Source organism: Sulfuracidifex tepidarius (assembly GCF_008326425.1).
GTDB classification, from domain to species: Archaea; Thermoproteota; Thermoprotei_A; order Sulfolobales; family Sulfolobaceae; genus Sulfuracidifex; species Sulfuracidifex tepidarius.
The window spans coordinates 488,813-511,575 of sequence record NZ_AP018929.1 but is presented as its reverse complement, the minus strand read 5'-3'; the positions used below and the strand labels follow the sequence as shown (position 1 = coordinate 511,575).

The following is a 22,763-nucleotide window of genomic DNA, read 5'->3' as shown; positions in this document are numbered from 1 at the left end:
CCTCCAGAACCTTGCCTCATCTCAAGCAATCTTAGGAAACTCCTCCATCGCGAATATCATTGAGAGAGCTGAGATGAGAAGAGAAAACCCTTTTTATCGCTCTCAGTTTCTCAACCTCTCTTCGTTGATACGTGGATTCCCACTTGATGTTCTATATCTCCGTGAAGGATGCGAGTCAACAGGTTTTAGAAAATGTCATAAGGTTTTTCCGTGTTCTATAAAAGTTAACGCGTTCTCTTTTCATCCAAGTCTCCTTTTATATATTCGACTTTCGTGTGTAAATAGTTTTAATTTACCTCACTTAGAGGACTAGATAAGTCCCTCTCAGCGGAGGTATACAACGGAGTAGAGAAAGAATAAAGGAAGGAATGGAACTCCCACCAGGGAGAGTTTGAGGAGAAAAGTGTTTTTCTCTCTTTCTATTTTTTAAAAAATAAATCTCTTAGACCATTGATGCAAACTTAGCCGCTATATTTGAGTTAATGTCATTTGTTGCTAGAAAAACTGTAACTCCGTTAGACCTGTCGAATATCATTTCCTCACCTGAACTGCTAAAGAAGAAGTTGTAGTAGGAATAGTAAACGTTCCCATTCTGTTTGATGTTGGAGAACCCGTTGAAGCTGAACCAAGTACTTATGCTCGAGAAGTTTGACGCTATAGCCTTGTAAAGAGGGGAACCTACGACTATCTTCTCTACTTCTTCGTGTACAGACCCTGAAGAACTGTTGAAGAGAACGAAGTACTGAGTAGACATATTTCCATTATAAATATAACTGTTTCCGTTAAATATGAAACTATCATTAAAGCTGGTTAGCGGAAGAGTTTTCGTGGTTCCGTTGAAATAGGAGATCGTCATAGAACTGGAGGAGAACGTTACCTGAAAACTATGAGAATTGTCTACAGTCCATGAACCACCGTACACTGAGGATAGGCTTGAGGTGGTGATGGGATACCCGGGAGCTGTGAGAATGGGAACTACAACAACTAAAACTACGACAATCGCCACCACAGCTATAACTGCACCGATTATAGCCTTCATGGGGAACTTGAAAGGCGGTTTGGGCGGATATTGACCTAGGGGGTATCCACTCTGAGGCTGTGGAGGTGGTGGAGGGATCTGGTAGTTGACGGGTTGAACTGACCTTAAGTCGTTTCCACACCTCATGCAGAAGGATGCGTCATCAGTGTTCTGATAACCGCATCTAGGACAGATCTTTACCATTTGATAAAAAAAGGAATCTCTAGATTTATAAATATTTCGCTTACGATACCAATTTTCCTTAATTTGATGATACAGATCAGCATAAAACATCCGGCTTCACGACGCGTTTCTCCCTCAAGATTCCACCTTACTATAGCATAATGAACGTAGACGGCGGAATTTCACAAGCCATGAGGGACGAACCGACCATCTATGTAGGACAAGAGAAACTTAGGACATTCAAATGAGTAAAAGGCACTAGGGTTGCAATGTGAGAGAGTTAGATCTCTTCCACACGTCGAACTTACATATATGAATCATGTCAATGTATTTAAATAAATTTGACAATAGTATCACAACGTCGTAACACACACTCGAAATTATAAATACGAGGCTGTCCTCTATACAAGGGAGATTGGGTCTCTTTCATCATAACCTGCGTGAGTCTTTGATGTGAGGAATAAAAACAACTCCAAGATCTGCGATAAGTCTCTGTCTCTATCCTCGTAAAGGTAAGGACATAGGAATCTCTCAGGCTCTTGCTACGCGTCGGTGTTCAGTCTCATAAAATTAACTGAAAAACAATTATCTTTTTATCTCAAGAAAAAGAGCTATTGATTTCTCTCGCCTTTCCCTTCTCCTTTATTGAGGTCTGACGTCGCATAGTTCTCCTTCTCTTCCTTCCTGCTCATGCTCTCGAACATGCTGTTGATCTCTTCCACGCTCATGCCCTTGGTCTCAGGTAAGAGGAACAGGAAAATCACCCAAGCTAAGAACGACAGCCCAGCGAAGGTGAACATCACTTCTCCTAGACCTACTGTGTGGTACCATGCGGGGAAGACCTCAATCAGCGCGAAGTTAGACATCCAGTTTATGAAAGCCAGAAGTGAAGCCATGGTTCCCCTAACATGAGTAGGGAAGTACTCGCCTTGGATGGTCCATCCTATCCCACCCACGCCGAGACCAAAGAATATCATGAATCCAATGAATGAAACTATGAGCCCAGCGACTTCCGCAGTCCCTTTGAGGAGCAAAGCCGATACTCCTCCGATCGCCATGAACAATGCCATGCCTAAGTAACCCACTTTTCCTAACCCCCTTCTACCTATGCTGTCCACGTACTTGATCGCTGCTAGAACTATCAAAGTCTGTGTGGCTGAGATGATGAGGGTAGCGAGTATACCGTCTGTTACGGAGCTCAACCCGCTGCCGCTACCGAACATAGGCGCGAATATCTTAGGACCGTAATAGAACGGGATGTTAATCCCGGTTATCTGCTGGAACATCATCCAGAGCCCTGCGACCACGAAAGCCCTCTTCACACCGGGGGAGAACTTGGGCCTGTTCTCCTCATTCCTCACCTCACGGGATATCCTCTCTACTTCGTCTTCACTAACGTTTATCCTAAGGTAAGACAGAGTTTGTCTTAACCTCTCAGTCTTGCCCTTCACCATGAGCCATCTTGGGGACTCAGGCATCCTAGTCCTGAAGACCAGTCCCACCACTGCGGGGATCGCAGCTAATCCCAAGATGATCCTCCAGTCGTAGTTGAATGCCAGGGACGGTGCCATGAAGAGGATGGCGAAGCCTATGATGTAGGAGACGGTCTGAGCGAAGGTTATCATCCATTCCTGCAACATCTCGAGAGATCCCCTCTTTCCCTTAGGGGCGTACTCAGCTATGTAAGCTGTAGCTATGGCTGAGTCTGCTCCTACTGCTAACCCGATGAAAGTCCTGGCAACTAGGAGGACATCGGCGTTCACAGTCAACGCTGACACTACGGCACCTATAGCGTAAATTAACGCGTCGACTATCAGTATTGATTTCCTGCCGTACCTATCGGTGAGGGGACCGGCCAGGATGGCACCTATTGCAGCTCCCAGTGAGGCTCCCGCCACTAAGTAGCCTAAGGCGAAGGCAGACAAGTGGTACGGGATTAGGTCGAGTGCAGTACCTATGTCTGCAGTATCATAACCGAAAAGGAAACCACCAATGGTAGCCAGGAGCGTTAAAGACCAGTAAACACGGTTCGCAACGTTCGAATCCATTTTCTTTAGAAGTTCTTCTTCACTCATGGGAAAAAATACGTCACTTATATTATATAAACCTCTCTACAAGACTTCATTTTATTTAAAAAGATCCAGATACAGCAACTGTACATTCAAAAAGTTTCATTTCATGAGTGAAATAAAAAGAAATATCCAAGGTTCAGTTTTCCAATCCCTCACCCCTTAAGGGAAACACGCTCTCTTCTCATACCTTTCAATTCTTTCACGAGATAAGATTATCGATAGGTCAGGATATATTTGGACATATTTCATGATGATAGGAAATACCTATAATGTTGAGGGGATCACTTGATGTCAATTAGAATACAATTACTCACTCCTGCACAGAAACATTTTAAAAAATAATGAGCTGAGTCCTTCATGTTTTATATAAACAGTTTTTATGTGAACTCACCCCGCCCTTACGGACGGGGCTTCCTGATTCACGGCTCCACCTTGCCAGTACCGATACCGGTAGAGGGTGGAACTCCACATCTAAGGGTCGCACCGACCCCGATCTACGTAAGATGTTCAGGGAGGCGTTGTAATCACGGTCAGTCACCCAACCGCATCGTGGACAGGAGAACACTCTGTCAAGGTTAGGTCTTCCCTCACGTAACCGCATTTGGCGCAGGTTTTGGACGTGTAGGGTGGGTCCACAAGGAGGAGTGCCTTACCGTGCTTCTCCATCTGGTACTTCAAGGTGTTCTTAAGCTCGTGGAAGGCGACGTCGTGGAGCCTCATCCTTCGTAGGGACTTGTCCACGAGCTCCTTGACTTGTATGTCCTCCATCACGAGGGCGTAGTTCCTTGCGAAGTGTTTACCTAACCTCATGTAGATGTGTCTTTCCTCAGGTTCCTGAGGTGTTCGTATGCCTCGGCTAACTTGACCTTCGCCTTGAACCAGTTCTTGGAGAGGAACTGCTTCCCGGACAGGATTCGGTGTAGGTGTCTCACCTTCCACAAGGCATTCTCGTAAGGCTTCACGTTGGGGAAGTACTCCCCATGGGACGTCATGATGAGGGTCTCGATGCCCACGTCCAGTGCCGTGATCTTGTTGACTTTAGGCAGCTTGGGGAACTCGTAATCTACCGCGAAGGAGATGTAGACCCTCTCGGAGGGGTCAACTTCACGATTACCCTCTTTACCTTATCGAGGGGGAGTCCCTGTGCACGAGGACCTTGAAGACTCCCACGTGGGAGAGGCTCAACTTCACCAACTCCTTGGGGTGGCCCTCGCTTCTTTACTATTCTTCCTGATTATCTTCACGCTCAGCACCTTCCATCCGCTCTGATAGACCAGGGAAGAGTACTTGTGGGGCTTCTCCTTGGGGAAACGCGCTAATCCATTGAAGAACCTCTCCCTAGCCTCGTAGAAGCGATCCGCAACGTTCTGAGCATGAGAGTGCATTTGTTGATACTCCCCGTCCTGCTTCCTCAGGTCTAAGGCGAGTTGCCTCAACTGGGTTTGGTTCAGACCTTTCCCATCTCTTTGATAGAAATAGGAGTCTGCCCAACGCAGGGTGTTTTACACCTCACACGCCACCCTCAACTGGGCCTTTAACGCCCTCAACGTTTGAGAATTTGTGTAAGCTCGAAACCTGAATCCTACGTCAGGCATTAGGAGATTTTTGAAGGGCCGATATTTAAATATGAGGGGGCCATCCATCCCCTCCCTGACGGAAGGGGACTTCCGCCCCCCTTTGAACCCCCTATGAAGATAAAAACTGCGAGTGTGAACGCGTTCAGTCCTACTTCTACTCCCTTGTTCTCCGCGGGTTTTCCACGGGGTCTATCAGGAACACATCGGTCGACTCCGTGAGCCAGACAAGAGGGTCGGATAGAGGACAAGGTCGACTCCGTGAGCTATTATGATACAAAACTCTCGAGTCCCTTGACTCTTCTGACCCTGAAGAGCTAAATATTAGATTGTTTTATCATTTTATTGTGTCGCCTTTCATTAAATTAGAACCACCACCTCTCGTTGAAGAGGATAACGAGATAGCACGTAGGATAAACGAGATCCTACAAGAGTTCCACACGGGTCTAGCTTACGGTGAGAAAGTTAGTGTAAACCTGAACTTACTGATTCAGGAATGTGACGAAGTCATGACGTTCGAAACAGAGAAGGCATATCCTCATTACGTGAAAGCCTTCGCGTTGGCTATGGAGGAAGCGTACACTGATGCATTGAGGGAATGCGACGAGGCCATCAACTTGGATCCGCAGAACGCCTACCCTCACTATGTGAAGGCGGTGATCTTTTACCTCATGGATTTTAAAAAATTCAAGAAAGAAGCTATTTCGGAGTGTAGGACGGCCGTGAACCTTGAACGCGAGAACGCGTTGTTCCACTTCACTCTAGCTGAAATGTACTCTCACGGTTCATCAAAGCGCGAAATCTTAAACGCCTTAACGGAGTACGTGAATGCCACGAACCTAGACCCGGGGAACCTTCATTACCACCTCAAGAGAGCTGAGTACCTTGAAAAACAAGGACTCATAGACAGGGCGATAGAGGAGTACAAGGTCATGATAAACTTGAACCCGAGAGACCTCAACTTTCAAAGCCGTTTGAGGCTCCTCATGATGAAGGAAAAGTCGGCGAGGAGGTTTGAGAGGAATGAGAGGGTATTGATCACGTTCTTTTTATTTCTAGTGGTCTTTCTATTAATATTCTTTCCGCTTGTAACTCCCATGATTACGTGGCTCTATTCCTTTAGTTCCCATTACGAATTAGAGATACCCCTCCTTTTAATCTACGCGATACTATGGGCACTGTTGTGGAAGTCCGCAAGGAGTTTCAACAAACTTGTAATAAAGGAGAGACTGCGTGAGATAGACGAGGAGAGCAACTCTTGACTTTATCTTTATAACCTCTAAGCCGTGGAAGAGGTCATCGCGTTTTTCTTGTTATGGCGTAAAGGAAAGTCAAGGCATCGTCTTCGACACAAGGTCCTTAGGGAAGCGGTACAGGAGAACCTGGACGACGATTACCACGGGGATGACCAGCAAAGTCAGAGATAACGTGATGTTACCCCCGCGGTCGTCGCGGTATTGTAGCTTTTAGCTGTAGGGTTAGTGGGCGTTGAACTCGTCACAGTTTGTCCAGTGGAAGACGTGGCACTTGAAGTCACATTGTTAGGTAAACTAGGAGGCATAGCCTCTTTATGAGGGGCTCAGGAATAAACTCACTGGAGAACCGTTACTACGAAAGTCTTGTTTACATCACCAGAAGGATACTTGAAGACGATGGTGAATTTTTCGCCTACCAGAGAGGAAACGTTAAAACTCACTATTCCGTCCCTTGGCACTGCGACGTCAGTCACAAGGCCTCCGCTGGAGTTTGTGTAAACCTCGACCGGTACCGTGATCACGGAAGAAGAGTCGCGTACATCCTCTAAATGGAGGAGTTATGCACCGTGAAAGATGTCGAGTTTACGACAACATTGGTCACTTCCTCAGTTATAGTTGCTCCAGCAATATTATTAAAGACAATAAGATAAATCCGTATTCTATTACTTTCATAAATATAAGAATTTCCATTAAAACTTAAGCTATCATTGAAGGGTGTTAGAGGAATGACATTCGAGGCGCCGTTGAAATAGGAGAACGTAATAGAATTAGAAGACACTGATGTAAAACTATGAGGGTTCACAGTCCATGAACCACCGTAAACTGATGACAGGCTAGATGCCGTAATGTGGTAGGAGGGGCAGTGAAAATAGGAACCACAACGACTAACACCACAATTATTGCGATCCAGCTACAACAGACCCTATTATCACCTTCATATGTAGCTTGAAGGGTTTCTTAAGAGGATGGTCTTTGATAGGGATATCCTTGAGGAGGTTGAGGTTGTGATGGAGGTGGAGGGGTCTGGTTGTTCACGGGTTGAAATGACCATAAGTAGTTTCCGCTCCTCACGCAGAAAGACGTATCATCAGAGTTCTGGTCGCATCTAGGACAAATCTTTACTATTTGATAAAAAAGGAATCTCTAGATTTATAAATATTTTTCTTGCAATTTTAGTATTTCCTAGAAAAGCATCTTGGATTAGTCTGAACCAGACTAACTATTTGATTTCAAATTTAGCATTTTTCTAATGTGGGTTACATAACGTTCAATCTTTAGCCTTGTATTGTAAAGTATGAAAAGTAACTGGCTGTAGAACTGAGCTCTTGAAGTGTGAAAAAAGTTTTGAAACTTTCAGGTTCTATTAGATTCGAAAAGTTAGCCGGGAAAAGAGGAAGGAAAAAACTAATATCTTGGTGGTGGTGGAGGGGAATAGTATCCAGAAGGTCTTCCAGCTTGTTTTGAAATGGTTACGATGTTATTAACCATCAACAGTACTGACGATAATAGCACGAATATACCTGCAATTAGGTCTAAAACTCCTGCAGTATATGACATATATAGTGAAGCGGAAATGATTCCGGGCAAACCAGTTGTAGAGGGAATCCCTGCAGATATTATAGTAGAACCCAATATTATCTGACCTATACTAAAAATTAATAATATTACATCTAGCATTATAGAAAATATCGTCTTCCCCATGGGGAACTTGCTCATGAATACATCTATCATCAAAGCAATAGGTAGAATTATTCCAGACACTATAGCTAAGCTGGAGATGAAGAAAATAGCTGAGGGCTGTATGACGTACACAGAGCTCGTGCTGGAGACATAGGAGTTAGTTAATCCTCCTACACCCGCATATGCAAGGATAACGCCCACTAGCATGAAAGAATAGGCCAATATCTTATTTATTGGAGAGAAAGACCTCCCTAATATCAGGGTGATCAGAATGAAAACGCTGCCCAGAACTAACTCCACTCCATTGGAGTTAGTTTGAAATAGCCCATCACTCTCTGACTGTAATAGAAACATCCCGACTCCGAAAAGAATGAAGTAAAGAAACACCAGCAAACCCGTTATGAACGTCAAGGAAGGTGTTATTGACCTCTTTATTCCAATTAGAAACACGAATATTCCTAAGACGAGATACATGGCGAATGTGCCTATCATGACACCGTAGAAGCCAGCTAAATTGCCCGTACCCCCGCTGATCGTAAAGGGATACGCTAAGAGGAGGACAAATGTGATAGCGAAAATGATGAACGCTAAGCCGGTCAATATACCTCCGACCAAGCTGAAATAGCGTTTGTTGTAATCATTTAATTTAGTCATATTGAAAGAAGTTGCAGGATATTGGGGTGGATAAGATGGAGGCATTCCTCCCATAGGAGCGGGTGGAGATGCGGGTAAGGTCAGGTTGGGTAGAGGTGCTCCACATTTGCTACAAAACTGTGCTTCATCTGGATTTGGAGTACCACATTTTGGACAAAACTTAGTCATGTTTTATGATGTAAAATTTTAAGATTTAAACTTTTCTATAGAACCGGCTACTATTGACGGTAATACTAAATGAAAAATAATAGGGAGGAAATAATTCATAAAATACTTTTGCAATCCGTAGAGAAAGATGGTCCGAATAACATCTACCGTGTTAGATAAGTAAATGAAGATATATTTATATCTAGTGTAAATTAATTAATTTAATCATTATGAATGAGTTCTGTTTTCCCCAGAAACAACAGGCTTTCCTTTAATGTACTTGAGATATCACGATTTAAAGGAGTTAATGTTTCTCAATTAACCTATGAGGTGCTCGGTGCGGATAAGCTTTTAGCTCATCATATGTTGCTCTAGGTAACGCATGAGGTATCATTATATTGAAGGGAGGCTTATTTAATCTTGTATTATAAATTATTAAAAGTAACTAAATTTAGAGTTAAGATCTTAAAATATAAAATCTTTGAATATTTTATATTTATCCTTTCTAAATCAACTGTTTCGATCAGAGTTCTCTAACACTTTCTATAAGTTATGATTAAAATAATAAAGTTTATATCAAAAAGTCTACATGAGGTTCTGATACGAGTCCTTGATATTTAATTCCGTTAATGTGAAGGTCTGGGCTTAACGTAGACTCCTATTTCGTGAACTTGACATTAACTACATATCAAGGGGCTGGGTTCTCAGTGTTCACCTTTTCTGGAATTTCGCTCGTGATGGAGCCTTTCATCATGTTGCTTGGCGTTGCAGTTGACGTGGTCCTGACCCTTTCCCTCATCCTCTCGTACTACGTCATCTCACTGATTTACGTGTCTGCTAATCTCTACAGTTTTCCGGTACCCAAGTCATTCAGGCTTTCCGCGACGTCTACTGCGGGAGGTTTCCTTACAGCGTCTGTGCCTTCTTTAGGTACAGTGGCAGGGATATGTTGCTTGACCCCCACTACGATGAACTCCCTGCTTTATTTAGCGTCAGGAGCATTACCACTAACCAAAGGAGTAGCGTGGAAGTACGGCACCTTCGTGCTTGGTGCGTGGACTGGAGGTATAATACAAGCCATCATGTTAGGTTCCACCGTGTTTACTGGACTCCTCATCTTGGGGGTATCAGCTTACTACGTGATGAAGATATCTAGGAGGCTAGCAGAGAGATATGAGGTGATGGTGAGTGGTTGAGGCTAGACAGAGTTCGTATTGGGACGTGATGTTCAGGGTCATAGCAGGATCGATCTGGTTAGTTGCGGGAGTGGTGGACAAACTACTTAACCCTGGATTCTTGAACCCTGCATCGACTAAGTACATTGGGTTCACCATCCAGTACTTCGCACAAGGCTCACCAATAAAGGACTTCCTTTATGCTGTAGCGTTTCCTAACCCAGTGCTAACTGGGGAGCTTGTGATGATAGGAGAGATTTCCTTCGGAGTGCTTCTTATGGCAGGGATGCTCACCAAGCTTGCTTCTACGTGTGCCTTCTATACGAACCTAATATATTTCCTATCAGCTGCATGGACTGGAGCCACAGAATACGGGATAAATCTGCTTCTCTTGGGGATAGACTTGTATTTCTTGGTGAACGGTGCAAGGAAGTTCTCGGTAGATTCCCTAGCTCCTGGTTCCCCGTTGTGGTCGACTAAGATATGGTTTACCGTAGGTTCTGTGATATACCTTTCGGTGGTGGTTTTTCTATACGCGAATGGCATATGAGACATGTTTTCAACGGGAGAACAAGATTCCTTAAATAGCCAGCGTGGAGGTCGCTTCAACAGTACTATACAACAATGATTGTCTTAGAATTACTTTATTATCTTTTTATTAAATTAGGTGATCATTAAAGACATCAGTTATTCTTTTAATTTATAAAATTTCACTATAAAGAAATAAGAGATTATAAATACAATTAGAGGTTACTATAGCTTTCTGTTAATGATTTTGGAGAAAAACATCTAAAAATAAAATGGATATAACTTAAACAGTTTATCTTTTCTAGGAAAATTAGAACGTGTAGTATGAAAACTTTCTAGATTCAATACCGCAAAAAAAATCTAACAAATCCAACCTTTTGAATGACCTAAAAATGTATCAGAAAGGGAGGTATAAAACAAATAAAAAAGTATTTTTACAAGAACATCGGTTAAGAAGTCTGAAAGTTTTTTATTCAGGTGAGGTAAATGAAGACGAGTGAAAGGATGTCCTCTAAGTGGAAGAGACTAACAAGGTACGTAATCCTAGCCATGACTGTGGCTTCATCTTTCCTAGCTGTGATATACTTTCTCTTTACGCCCATCCTGGTTGGTTTCTACCACACCGACAACGGGGAAGTTGAGTATTTCCTCAACAGGGTGGGAGACCCTTCCTTCCTGGTGAAGACTTACGTGTCAGGTAACCAGGAGCCAACCATCATTTCCGTTTTCGTGAACCTACCAAACAAGGTTGTGCAACTGGAGACCCAGAGAACAGACGAGCTCTCAATCCCCTTCAGCGAGGTATCACCATACATTACTCCTTGGAAGGGTAAGGACGTGAATACTTCTCTCCTGGTAATAGCATCATACGTTAAGTCAGGGCACGTGTACTACTCCGCTGAGGAGGTAGAATATAACCCGCAGTGGGTACTCCGAGACTACCCCATGGAGGTAGTGAGCACTATCAATGTGATCCCAAGAGAGGTGAATGTGAACTACGCTTACCTCCACTCATTAGAGGAGGAGCTGGACGAGAAGGTAGACGCGACCCCCCACGTCTACTGTCCTGGGTGCGGCGGAGGTTCAGGGAAACTGGACAAATACGTGATTAACGTTACCTCTTTCAACGGGAGTGCTCCTTGTTACTCTTACGGTTATGCGCCAATCTATGAATATAAACCCGAATACAAAGGTATCGTAATCCACAACGTTGAGGTACCCATGGACTGGTTGAGCCTTTCCAATAACGTGGTAAATCACGACGATTACGAGACGATTGACTTAAGCTCGATATTACAAGGTGACGTTGAATGGGAGGCTGTGAGCAACTCCTCGAGCTACGGCGGTCCAAACATAGGCACCTCATACTCCGCAAACGTTAACTGGGACGGATACATCACAAGGTACTCTTCCTCCCTAGATAAGCTCTTTTGCCCCACCATGTACAGTTACTACAACGCGACTGTTGCAGTGGTTCAATACTGCATCTTTACTGTGTCGGCTCCGGCCTCAAGGACACATCAAGCGGGATTTCCCATCATTGAAGACGAAGGTAACGTCACTGTTACTGAGGTGTTGTATGCAAACCCATCACAGCAGGACGTAGGGAGTGCTGTAGAGGAGACCACTTCTTACACATGCGTGGAGTATCACGCGCCTAACGGTACAGAAACTTCTCTCATCTCAGGGAACGGTACACCTACGATGCTGTACCAAATCGAGGGAATTTATCGTGTTCCTATCCCTGGAATACGTAACGGACCCGCTTTCTCCCCTTACGCCGAGGTGAAATGGAGCGACAGCAACATAAACTATTACAGTTGCTATAACGGTAACGACATAGCAGTTTCAGGAAATTCATGGGAAGCCCATTTAACTGACGTTTACGTCCACGTCAGCAACCCCGATGAGGTTCCAACTGACATCTTGGGAATAGCGGTCAGTGTAGCTTTATCGCTTTCTACCGAAGGTCTAGGAGGACTTGCGGTTAACTTGATTGCTACGGCGGTTCTTGACTATCTCTCAATACATCTCCCCGCAAGCGTACAGACCTATTCAGAAACCGACGTAATGACTATGAGAGTTAACGGCAGCGGAACTGTTTACCTCAGCTATGAGAATTATTCCGCCTATTTACCAGAACCTAACTTCGGCTTCCTCATGAATTACACCAACTTCTACGGTGAATGACCGTGAGTATACGTCTTTTCTCCCTTCTTTATATCACTTTCTTCCTAGTAAAGTATTTCTACCTAGATGTATCTTCGTTCCTTACAACTACGTCCCTATACACCCCCTCATTTTTCCTCTACACATACTACAACTTCACCTTTTCAAGTTTGGTATTCACAGCGATTTTGGTTGCTATTCTAATTTCTCTCAGGAGGTTTGAGGTCACTTTCATGGCCCTAGCTTACGTGATATTCCAAGTACTATTTCTCCTTTATCCAAACGTTATCTTCCTCTTGGCATCATATCTCTCCGTGACTGCGATTTACTTAATACTAGCTTCTATATCCACAGGGCTGTCAAGATATACGTGGGCTATCAGTTCCTTGGCCTTTCCTTTATCTTTTCTCAATGGCTATTTTCAGTTGTTATTGATACCAAGTGTCATTGGAGCGTTCTTTAGCTATAGGACTTCCACATGATTCCATCTCTTTATTTTTTTAAAAAAATGTCAAATTCAACTCTATTTCGACTATTGATCCAATTAGTATTGTATTATCGATTACTGATAACATGTTAGAACAGTAGTTGGTAACGTACACGTAACCGTTAACCGGATTATAGGCCATGCCTAACGGACACGATAACCATCCGATATCTGCTATCCTAGTAGAGCAGTTGATAAGGCCAATATAAAATCCATTACCAGCGTAGACATAACCGTTAGATGGATTGTAGAAAACCGATATATGACGCCCACCCATATATATCTTTGCCGTTATAACTGTATTGCAAACCCTGAAAACGCATGCACAGTAAGAACCAACGTATATAGAACCGTCAGAAGGATCATACGTGAAGGAAGCCGGCAAATAGGCGCAGGTTATGTTCCATATCACTTTCGTACAATTTATTACTGATATGACATTACAACCAGAGTTCGCAACGTATATATAGCCGTCAGGCGGCTCATAAACTATTGCCACTGGAGCATGCCTTACGGTTATATTAGCTATGACGCTTGTGCAGTTTATTACGGATACAGTATTAGAACCAACGTTAGCAACGTATATATAGTTATTTTTCGGATCGTACGCTATTGCATCGGGGTGATAACCTACAGTTATTTTATAAATGATGTGAGTGTGGTTAATTACCAGTACACAATCATAGGAGTAGTCCGCTACATACACGTAGTTGTTTACCGGATCGTGTACTATTGCATCGGGTCTATTTACTATATATGTCGTTGAAATGTCTTCAGTTCTATTAATTACTGTTACACTGTTCGAATAAAAATTAGCGACATAAACATAAGTCATTGGACGGATTGTACAATATTTGTTGAGGGAATGTCCCAACGTTCAGTTTAGCTACAACTGATGTATCTTGAATTACTGAGACGCTGTTCGTGCATTCACTAACAGCATATATGTAATTATTTATAGGGTCATAAGTAATACCAATGGGCCTGTAACCTACCGTAACACTTGCTATTAAAGAACTGCTTGCTATTACTGATATGTAATATGAACCGGGGTTTGTTCCGTATAGGAAACCGTTTGATGGGTCATAGACTACGCAACCTAAATAATATGGTAGGATGATGTTTTCAATTATATTTGTACCATTTATAATATAAGCATATCCATTAGGACCGGGAGCTTCTCTGTAGCCAAAAGCATAAATATATTTGTTTGCAGGATCGTAAATCACGGGACCACTATCGCATTCTGCAGTTATATTTGCAATAAGTCTTGTGCCGTTTATCACGGATATCGAATTGGAAAGATGACTTACAACGTAAACGTATCCGTTAGAGGGATCGTAAACTCCTAAGTTACCGGCTATAAATTCGTCTGCATATTGGTTAGTACTAGCATTTAACTTTGCGGGGGTTAAGGGGGCGAAAGTCCCCTTCCGTCAGGGAGGGGATGGATAGCCCCCTTATAGAAACGGTTTTATATTTGTATGTCAAAATTTCCTTAGACCTTGGCTGTAAGAGCTGGGTCAGTACCCTCGGGACTGGGGGAACTTACGCTTGTGGAGAGGAACCCTCCGTAACCCCTCTTCCACACGGTGCATCACAGAACGGTTCCGTTCGATGGAACCTCCGCTGTGGGTGAAGGGGGATCGAGGTTCCTCTGAGAAGCAGGAAATCTCCATCGTGAGGTGGGGATGCCCCGTCCGTAAGGGCGGGGTGAGTTCACTAATATGTCAACAGAATCGCAAGTTAAAATATAAATATATCCAGTAGAAACGTAAATAAAATGACTTGGAAAATTGGGCTCCTTTCCACTAGTGTTACCATACAATAGTGAGTTATTCCATAGGTCGAGAGTGTATTTTACGTAGCCTATGTTTTGAGAGGGTTGCCCACTTATTCCGTTACTGGTTCCTATAAGAACTTGAATAAAAGAATTTATAGAAATTAAAGAAATTAAAATCAATATAACTGAAATTATATTTTTAATATTTATCATTTAAAACATCTCCATTTGTCACTCCTTATTAGCGTGTGTCCAACAATTTAAATTATTTGAAACTTATTTATAGATCAACATCAAATCCGATGTTATTTAATAACTCTTGATTTAATAAAAATACTATTACCAAGATTTTTTAACAAAAAATCCCACGTTAGGTTAGGAAAGTTTTATTCACTTATTTTAGTAAATACTAATTTAACAAAATAGTTGGACACACTCCCTTATTACACCATAATTTAAAAACTTTACTATTAACTTCTTTACAAAAATCTAATATTAATATCTTTACTAATTTTAGAAAATTTATACAATACTTAATAAAATGTCTTTCTATTCTTCGTACGTTAACCTTGGGACTATCTTTCATGTTCAGAGAAATTAAGAACCGCGTGTTATCAACTCCTAGGATAAGCAGGATAGGAGACACGACATAAGGTATCATGATATAAGGAGAGTTGAATGGAAAAAGAACGGAGTACACCAAGTATATGGGCAAGGAATACTTTAGTCCTAAGGATCTGAACGCGTGATATGAGAGGATTCCTGAAAGGTAGACCATGACGAATACGAACACGTAGTAAGGCTTATCCAGTAGGAAACATAACGCGAAGTCGTTAACTCTGGGGTAATAGAACGATCCAGGGATCCACATTGAGAAAGGATTATACTTGAAGAGGAAAGATTCTGAGTCAGCCCAGTAAACTCCGTCTGGAATACCGTAAGTAGCGAACATGAGGGCCGGTACCAGTGGCAACAAATAAGGCGACCACTTGGGCAACCTAACGTTCTCGGAAGCTACGCCTATCACCCCAGTCAATAAGTCGAAGTAAGATACATCCATGACCCCGGAGAGGTTCATCAACGCCTCAGCTACCAACAGCGAGATACCAGAGACTATGAATCCCCTGACTTCTAAATTGAAGTATCTCATGGTAATCAGAAGGGCTATGAGAGTGATTAGCTGGAAAGCCGGGGGAACCTTCAAGATAACTAAGGATACCCCTAGGGTCAACCAGAGGGAATATGAAACTTCCATGACGAGGGAAATTGAGGTAGCAAGCGAGATAACGACGAACTGTATTGACGTCATTGAGTGAAATTCCAGAAAGCCCAAGGAGGAGAGGACTACAGCTGCGGAAACCCACTTCTTCCTGGCCATACCTATCAACGAGATCAATAACATGGTTACAGGGAACTCCTCTGCAACCTTATAGGAAGCTATAAGAGAAAGGATCACCACGATGAGAACTGCTATGTCGGAGTTGTCCTTACTTAACTCCATTGGACTATTTAGTACGGTCTGTTAATAAGTTTCACTAAGTTTCAACATAAGGTTATCAGCTTTTTGGCAATAACAAAAAGGAGGAAAGGCCTCTTCCCTCGGTGTCTTGGACCTTATAAACTCTAGGGTTCGAGTTTAAACAACAGATAACATGTAGCATATTCTAATGACGATATAGCATATCGTAAGAGGGACTGAGTTTAAACTACTATCGGATTTCAGTTTTTTAAGAAAAGTACATCTTGTTTAAATTCCGATGGTCGGTCTTAGAAAAACTTTGAACCGTTGGGAGCTAACTTACCTTTCGCTTGGAGGGATAATAGGGTCAGGGTGGCTCTTCGCACCACTCGCTGCTGCAGCATACGCTGGCCCTGCGTCGGTAGTAGCGTGGATACTGGGAGGTGTAATGATGATGGTGATAGCGCTCTCCTATGCCGAGATTTCCTCTTCAATGCCCATGTCTGGAGGTATAGTGAGGTATCCCCACGTCACTCACGGAAAGATCGTGGGCTTTGTTATGTCTTGGATTTACTTGATTTCTGCCATATCAACAGTAGCGATAGAGGCGGTAGCTACGACCACATACCTCTCCCATTACTTTCCGTCACTTTACAGTGGAGGGCTCACCCCCTTAGGTATAGTCTTGACCTATGTATTGCTAGCAATTTTCTTCCTGGTGAATTATGCCGGTGTGAAGTTCCTAGGTAGAGTAAGCCATGGTCTAGGGTGGTGGAAGTTGCTAATACCCACGCTGACCTCGGTTCTCCTGTTGTTCGAATTTAACCAAGGCAACTTCTCCACGTTCATCCCTAAGGAGGTAGCAGGTCCCCAAGGATTAAACGCGATCCTCTTTGCTATACCATCCTCAGGGATAATCTTCTCTTATCTAGGTTTCAGACAAGCCATAGAGTACGGAGGCGAGGGGAGGAACCCTCAGAGGGACATACCGTTCGCGCTTATCTCTTCCCTCATGGTGTCTATGGGGATTTTCTCCCTTCTCCAGTTAGCCTTCATAGGGGCACTGAACTGGAACGTTGCCGGTCTGCCCGTAGGAGATTGGGGAGGATTGCTTAGTTCGCCCATGAGCGATTCACCCATCATTTCAGCGTTCTATGAGGGATCTATCTTGACTTACATATGGGTCTCCTTGCTAACCTTCGACGCGATTTTCTCCCCCGCTGGGACAGGAATCATTTATACTGGCACTACCACAAGAACGTTCTATGCGTCATCACTTAATGGATACATCCCCGAAAATTTCTCACGGGTAAACAGCAAGGGGATCCCAACTTTGGCCCTGATAGCTACAGTTATCTCGTCAGCTATCTTCCTCCTTCCTATACCTTCTTGGTACTCCATAGTTGACGTGTCTACATCTGCCACAGTCCTCACTTATGTTATGGGTGGAATAGACCTACAAGTGTTCAGGGAGAAATTACCAGAGATGAGAAGACCTTTTTCCCTCAAGCCGTGGAAACTGATTGCTCCTCTTTCTACTGTGATGGCGGGACTCTTGATATATTGGTCAGGGTTCTCCATTCTGTTTTATATAGGTGTTGCCATGTTCTCAGGTATGATAGCTTTCTCCCTTTTTCCAAGGTCAATCTGGTTAGCTTCCATACCCTTGACTGGGACTCTGCTTGGTGCTTACTACTTGACCGTCACAGGGTATCAGATGCTCTACTTTGGAGTTTACCTCCTGTTCCTGGTGGCCATTGCTTTGACCTCAGTGAGGTTTTCAAAGTTCGAGAAAGAGGAGAAGAGGGCTAGCTACTGGCTTATCTTCATGATGGTAACTATCCTGTTAATGTCGTACTTTGGGCCTTTTGGGGTTTTACAAGTGATGGTCTTTCCTTATGACGTGATCCTAGTTTCGCTGGTCATGTTAGCAGTTCATTTCGTCGCAACAAGGTCGTCTCTGAGGGATGTTCATGTATTCAGAGGAGAGTTAGAACAAGGCACGCAAGAGATGACATAACTAATTGAGGGAATTTAACTTTACGGGGGTTAAGGGGTAGGAGACCCCTCCTGAGGTGAGGGAGCCCTTATATAAATGTTTTTATAAAAAAGTGAATAATTCTTAGATCTCAGTTGAAAGGCTAAGGTCGTACTTTGGACTAGAGAGCTAGCTTCTGGATAGCAAACTCTCTGTAACTCTCTTGTGTTGGCATCACGAAACGATACCGTTCCTAGAGCCTCCGCTACCGGTGAAGGGGGAAGTTGTCTGAGAAGGAGGAGATCTCCATCGCGTAGTAGAGACCAGCAATGACGGGCCAGTTCACTTTCACTGACGCGTGTATCTTTTTACTTTTAATTTTTTCACATGAAACGTAAGGCAATATCGGGAATACTCGGCGGGCTAATCATGATAATTATACTGGTAGGTAGCCTCAGCTTACTTATGTTTATTGAGAGAGAAGAATCTAGCCTTTACTTAAGTCAGCGTAGTTCCATCTCCAACTCCCTTGAATTCAGCCCTATAGAGGAGATCTACTCGTCCCAAGGACAACCAGAGCTGGTCTCGTCATCAGGGAAGACTCTTACAATAAACTACGTAATTTTCCCTAATGGCAACGTGAAAAGGGAGGACTTGACTATCGCGTCCACACCAGTTCCAGTGTCATCGTTAGCACAAGGTTACAATGGATGGTTCATAGTTGTTACCAATAATGGGGAGGAGTACAACGTAAGTAGCTGTTCCCTAAACTTGGATCCCAGCCATCTCCAGAACACTGAGGTGGGGATAACCCATGCTATAAGTCTGAAGATGCCATACGTGATTGAAGAAGCATCGTCTCTTGCCTTTCACGATACCTCTGGGGTTCAGTTAGTATCGCAGGTCATAAACGGCACCTATTACCAAGGTTTCTCTAACGTTACCATGATTTATACTTTCCCCGAAAACATCACTTTTTGTGTTGCCATGTATTTCTTTAAAGACGGGGAACCAGCGCCATCGCCCTTCGGTATTCTTCTTTACACTTCAGGAGGCTACGGAACTAATGTATATCATTACTATTATGAGTATTTCTATGCTCAGAACGAAAACGACGGGGTACAGCTATTCTGGAACAGTTCTTATCCGGTAGAGAACTCCGATTATAATCACCTAAATGGATCGGATTATTACGATTACGAGTTCAATAACATGTATAGATATACGCAAATTCGTGACGCTATAACTAACGGTTACCTATCAGTAGTCTTGTATAAAATTTCGCTTCAAGACCTAGGTGGCACTTGGTACATTTCAATAGGCTCTGCTGGTCCCGGTATCACTTATAATGAGAGTGAACCTTTCCAGACGTCAACGTATTACCCTGTTGGTACTGAGGTGCCAATTACCTCCTCTACGGTATACGAAGTTTACTTGTTAGCCCCCTCTAACGCGATGATAGTTACTAATTAGTAATAACAAATTATTTTTTTAATAAATTTTCTTCTATATAATCTATTTTTTAACTCTTCTTCGGCAAAATGCGTTTGAGGATCTAGTCATTCATGTTTCATTTGCAATCACCTTGTTCTAACAAAATGTGATATTTAATAAGTTCCTAAAGTTCGCAATTGCTTTTAAATGAGTTAAACCAAACTTGCAGTGGATTTCGTAGAGTGATAGGGATAATTAAATTGAACATCATATATTAGAAACTGTTACATTTCACAACGAATCCCTGAATCGCCCTGAGCATCTATAAAGAACTTTTGATAGACTACATGTATTTTTACCTCAGCTCTTTACAACTTTGAGTTGCGCTTCGCATTCATGAACGTAAGGAATTGATGGTAAGACTTATTGTGTATTTCTCTATAAAATACTGCAATGCCTATCAGAGACGAGGAAACATACGCTAGGATGAGCGTTAAGGACTTTGAGGTAGCTTACGTTAGATTAAAGCGAGGTGACCTGAAGCTGGCCGCCTTCAGAGCTTACAAGGCTGAACGAAGACTTCTCCAATGTCTGGCCATGATCCACGGTATACACAGGAGGAATACGCCTTGTGCTGTACCCAAGGGAGAGATGAAAGACGTAGCGTGTAAACTGGAAGGTGCGTATGAGGGTATATCGGAGATGACTTCTCTAGCTCTCTCCCTCTTCAATGAGCGGAAACAAGGGAATCCATCTCCAAGAGATATAAGGAACCTTCTGTCACAATTAAGGTATGAATGGATCAAACAGTTTATAGGAGAGGAAATTGAGAAAATACAAAAAATTAAGAATGAACTGCAAGGTTAATACGTAGCATCTTTTTCGCAGTAATATAGAAATAGACTCTGGGTTTGCAAGAGGTTCAGATTCAACGAGTTTCTTGCGGTAATGCTATGGTCAATGGTTAGGCTACTCTTGATTTCGAGGGAGGAGTGGTTCAAAAATGCGGGTGTCTGTGATGATGACACTATCGCTGTAATATGCAAACTACCATAATAGCTTGTGTTAAGAATTTCTATCACCAACCACGTCTGCAGGTCATATCCATAAGACAACGGTTTAGCCGATGTAGGTCCTTGTTCTACTATCTTGAACGGGTAGTTTATTTTCCAACCCTGGATTGAGAAATAATTATTGCTTTGGAAGTACATAGAAACGTTTATTGTCTCTCCACTGAAATATGAACTATATGTGAAGGGCGTACTTGGGAAATAACATGACACGGCAGAAGAGGTAGTGTTGAGCGAGGCTCCCTCTATTCTGGTTACAGTATTGGGGATCACGTTTATGTTGGTCACCGCTTGTAACTCTCCAGAAGAGTTATACTCAAGTTGGATCGGTTGAGCTGTGGAAGGTACTAAGAAGCTAACATAACCATATATCACGTCTCCGGTGGGCATAGTCTCCGAGGACAGGAATTGGTTGGATCCCAAGATCAAATTGTCGTAATTCTGAGCACCTTGGAACACACCTTGATTAGTAACCAAGTAAATGTCCTGAGGGTAGAAGTAGAGGTTCCCAGGACCGCTGTAGGTCACACTTAAGTTGAACAGCAAGTATTTTTCTCCGTTGTAGCCAGCAGCTTGTGCGTCAGCTGAATCTATTGTGTAGTTTAGTACTTTCATTGTCACGAAGTGAGGTACCCCAGAGTAAACTGTTATGTTCATCGGTCCGTAGTAGCTGAACTCAGGGTATTTAGCCACAACCTCAAAGTCATACGTAGTGAAGGGAGGGACTATCTTACCTGTGACGTTCTGGTACAATACCTGAAAACCTGGAGAGAGGGTGACGTTAGAGAGAGGTAACGGTGCGTTGTTTCCGTCGTAAACGCTGAAAGTCAAGGTAACGTTTTGCCCGGTGAACCCTGATGATGAAAAGAATAATGGTACACTGGTGCTTACATCAGTGTAACTAGTTATCACGTTAGCGTTTATTCCACTCAACAGAGAGTAAGCTATTGATGGAGATGACGTGGGTTCAGAGACCACCTTTATTCCGTCGCTGTCCTCGTAATACAGTTTCACCGGAGTTGCGTGTGCAGGGACCTTGAAGAAAACTAGACCGGACACTGTCACCCCTCTCTCCATGCCTGAGTTGGGCAGAGCGTCAAAGGACGCAGTAGTTCCTTTAGCGCTAACTAAGTTGGTAATCAGCACGAAGTCTTGAGGGTTGGGATAGAAAATGGATCCTCCGTTGTAAGTTAAAGTGACGTTGTATATAAGACAAGTATAGCCTTGTTCGTTGTTCTCCAAAGCTATAGCCTCACCGTTAATTGGGGTTGCTTTGAAGCTAATCGACGAACTGTTTATCAAGGATAGGAAAACCAAGTTAATGGTGCCGTAGTAGCTCTCGTTTGGTATATTCACGGTTAGGTTCAGAGTCCCGTAACTGTGGGGAGTTATACACACGGGGGAATCGAGTTTCACGTACGGACTGCCTTCAACTTCGTCTATGAGGACTGGTAAGGAGGAGTGGCTCGAGTACACCGAAACGCTCACTTGATAAGGCTTTCCGCTCTCCACTTTGAAGTACCCCGTGTTCCCGGTGGATATCTCTGAGTCGTTGGAGCTGTAATAAAGCCTTACCATGGAAACATAAGCTTTTGGTGAAGGGAATGAAACACTGGTCAAAAGGTTCAACGTGCTGTTCACCAGCTCTACCTTCTCCGGGACGGAATTGAACGGTATAACGAACGGGTAAGTCACGTTCACGGTGTCCCCTGGAGGAACTTCAAGGGTGGGTTGAAATGCTCCATTGAAGAAGTCTGGGGAATAGCTCCCTGTTGAGGTCACCAGTTTCACTTCGTCGGGCTCTAAGTAGAGAGTGCGGGAAAGTTCGTTATGAACTTGAATGAACACGTAGAACCCTTGACCGCTAACTCCGTAATTTTCACTTAGCGCAGTTGCGTTCTCGACTTGTACGGTCAAGAAGCCGTTACTTGAAGACTTTGAGGAGCTCGATGTATGAGAAGCGGACGTGCTCGAGGCGGTTGGTGCAGTGGAACTTGGGACGTGAAGGAAAAAGACCATGCCTATAACGGCTATAGCTACAATTATAACAGTAGCTATAAGAGTAATAGTTTTATTCATATGTAAAAAACAAAGCA

The 22,763-nt window shown here is 43.2% G+C and carries 19 protein-coding genes and 1 pseudogene; 8 read left to right on the top strand and 12 right to left on the bottom strand.

The features are described from left to right. Nucleotides 1-442: 442 nt before the first annotated feature. From IC007_RS02385 to IC007_RS14255, 5 genes and pseudogenes are all read right to left on the bottom strand, one after another. Complete coding sequence (locus IC007_RS02385; RefSeq protein WP_054846859.1) at nt 443-1,222, bottom strand: zinc ribbon domain-containing protein; 780 nt, start codon at nt 1,220-1,222, stop codon at nt 443-445. Between the two features lie 590 nt (nt 1,223-1,812). Beyond that, nucleotides 1,813-3,276, bottom strand: a complete 1,464-nt coding sequence (locus tag IC007_RS02380; RefSeq protein WP_054846860.1) for a sugar porter family MFS transporter — start codon at nt 3,274-3,276, stop codon at nt 1,813-1,815. Between the two features lie 352 nt (nt 3,277-3,628). After that, nucleotides 3,629-4,041 (bottom strand): annotated as a pseudogene (locus IC007_RS14265) (zinc ribbon domain-containing protein). 38 nt (nt 4,042-4,079) lie between these two features. Next, nucleotides 4,080-4,286, bottom strand: a complete 207-nt coding sequence (locus IC007_RS14260; RefSeq protein ID WP_442267889.1) for a hypothetical protein — start codon at nt 4,284-4,286, stop codon at nt 4,080-4,082. Nucleotides 4,287-4,460: 174 nt separating this feature from the next. Then, on the bottom strand, nt 4,461-4,709 hold the full coding sequence (locus IC007_RS14255) for a hypothetical protein (RefSeq protein WP_442267888.1): 249 nt from the start codon (nt 4,707-4,709) through the stop codon (nt 4,461-4,463). A gap of 485 nt (nt 4,710-5,194) precedes the next feature. Between IC007_RS14255 and IC007_RS02370 the strand changes: the two genes are divergently transcribed. Beyond that, nucleotides 5,195-6,109: a tetratricopeptide repeat protein gene (locus tag IC007_RS02370; RefSeq protein ID WP_149528292.1), complete on the top strand. Its 915-nt coding sequence runs from the start codon at nt 5,195-5,197 to the stop codon at nt 6,107-6,109. Nucleotides 6,110-6,264: 155 nt separating this feature from the next. Here IC007_RS02370 and IC007_RS13165 read toward each other — a convergent pair whose 3' ends face one another. The 3 genes from IC007_RS13165 to IC007_RS02360 all read right to left on the bottom strand — a co-directional run bounded on the left by IC007_RS13165 (nt 6,265) and on the right by IC007_RS02360 (nt 8,605). Next, nucleotides 6,265-6,408, bottom strand: coding sequence for a hypothetical protein (locus IC007_RS13165; protein WP_156303865.1), 144 nt, complete (start codon nt 6,406-6,408; stop codon nt 6,265-6,267). Between the two features lie 30 nt (nt 6,409-6,438). Beyond that, a complete protein-coding gene (locus IC007_RS02365) occupies nt 6,439-6,624 on the bottom strand; it encodes a hypothetical protein (RefSeq protein WP_054846826.1) in 186 nt (61 codons plus the stop codon). 883 nt (nt 6,625-7,507) lie between these two features. Beyond that, nucleotides 7,508-8,605, bottom strand: coding sequence for a zinc ribbon domain-containing protein (locus IC007_RS02360; protein WP_084739926.1), 1,098 nt, complete (start codon nt 8,603-8,605; stop codon nt 7,508-7,510). Between the two features lie 644 nt (nt 8,606-9,249). Between IC007_RS02360 and IC007_RS02355 the strand changes: the two genes are divergently transcribed. The 4 genes from IC007_RS02355 (at nt 9,250) to IC007_RS02340 (ending at nt 12,938) form a co-directional block, all read left to right on the top strand. After that, the gene (locus IC007_RS02355) at nt 9,250-9,780 is read left to right on the top strand and encodes a hypothetical protein (RefSeq protein ID WP_054846824.1); all 531 of its coding nucleotides are present in this window, start codon (nt 9,250-9,252) and stop codon (nt 9,778-9,780) included. Beyond that, the gene (locus IC007_RS02350; protein WP_370685801.1) at nt 9,773-10,309 is read left to right on the top strand and encodes a TQO small subunit DoxD; all 537 of its coding nucleotides are present in this window, start codon (nt 9,773-9,775) and stop codon (nt 10,307-10,309) included. The genes IC007_RS02355 and IC007_RS02350 overlap by 8 nt, the downstream gene beginning before the upstream one ends. 464 nt (nt 10,310-10,773) lie before the next feature. Continuing rightward, complete coding sequence (locus tag IC007_RS02345; protein WP_054846823.1) at nt 10,774-12,477, top strand: hypothetical protein; 1,704 nt, start codon at nt 10,774-10,776, stop codon at nt 12,475-12,477. Between the two features lie 2 nt (nt 12,478-12,479). Next, nucleotides 12,480-12,938, top strand: coding sequence for a hypothetical protein (locus IC007_RS02340; RefSeq protein ID WP_149528291.1), 459 nt, complete (start codon nt 12,480-12,482; stop codon nt 12,936-12,938). An 18-nt stretch (nt 12,939-12,956) separates the two neighbouring features. On the opposite strand, the gene IC007_RS14290 is transcribed toward IC007_RS02340, so the two are convergent. The 3 genes from IC007_RS14290 to IC007_RS02320 all read right to left on the bottom strand — a co-directional run bounded on the left by IC007_RS14290 (nt 12,957) and on the right by IC007_RS02320 (nt 16,227). Continuing rightward, nucleotides 12,957-13,778: a YncE family protein gene (locus IC007_RS14290; RefSeq protein ID WP_149528290.1), complete on the bottom strand. Its 822-nt coding sequence runs from the start codon at nt 13,776-13,778 to the stop codon at nt 12,957-12,959. After that, on the bottom strand, nt 13,756-14,229 hold the full coding sequence (locus IC007_RS02330; RefSeq protein ID WP_149528289.1) for a YncE family protein: 474 nt from the start codon (nt 14,227-14,229) through the stop codon (nt 13,756-13,758). Before IC007_RS02330 ends, IC007_RS14290 begins: the two co-directional genes overlap by 23 nt. Nucleotides 14,230-15,135: 906 nt before the next feature. Next, the gene (locus tag IC007_RS02320; protein ID WP_054846420.1) at nt 15,136-16,227 is read right to left on the bottom strand and encodes a hypothetical protein; all 1,092 of its coding nucleotides are present in this window, start codon (nt 16,225-16,227) and stop codon (nt 15,136-15,138) included. 256 nt (nt 16,228-16,483) lie between these two features. On the opposite strand from IC007_RS02320, the gene IC007_RS02315 reads away from it, so the two are divergent. From IC007_RS02315 to IC007_RS02305, 3 genes are all read left to right on the top strand, one after another. After that, on the top strand, nt 16,484-18,205 hold the full coding sequence (locus IC007_RS02315; protein ID WP_054846421.1) for an APC family permease: 1,722 nt from the start codon (nt 16,484-16,486) through the stop codon (nt 18,203-18,205). A 345-nt stretch (nt 18,206-18,550) separates the two neighbouring features. Continuing rightward, complete coding sequence (locus IC007_RS02310) at nt 18,551-19,636, top strand: hypothetical protein (protein WP_054846422.1); 1,086 nt, start codon at nt 18,551-18,553, stop codon at nt 19,634-19,636. Between the two features lie 414 nt (nt 19,637-20,050). Then, nucleotides 20,051-20,464 (top strand): hypothetical protein, encoded by a 414-nt coding sequence (locus IC007_RS02305; RefSeq protein WP_054846423.1) that lies wholly within the window; start codon nt 20,051-20,053, stop codon nt 20,462-20,464. Here the strand turns inward: IC007_RS02305 and IC007_RS02300 are convergent. Beyond that, nucleotides 20,461-22,746, bottom strand: a complete 2,286-nt coding sequence (locus tag IC007_RS02300; protein ID WP_054846424.1) for a DUF4352 domain-containing protein — start codon at nt 22,744-22,746, stop codon at nt 20,461-20,463. The two genes, IC007_RS02305 and IC007_RS02300, sit on opposite strands and share 4 nt — an antisense overlap. Nucleotides 22,747-22,763: the final 17 nt, after the last annotated feature.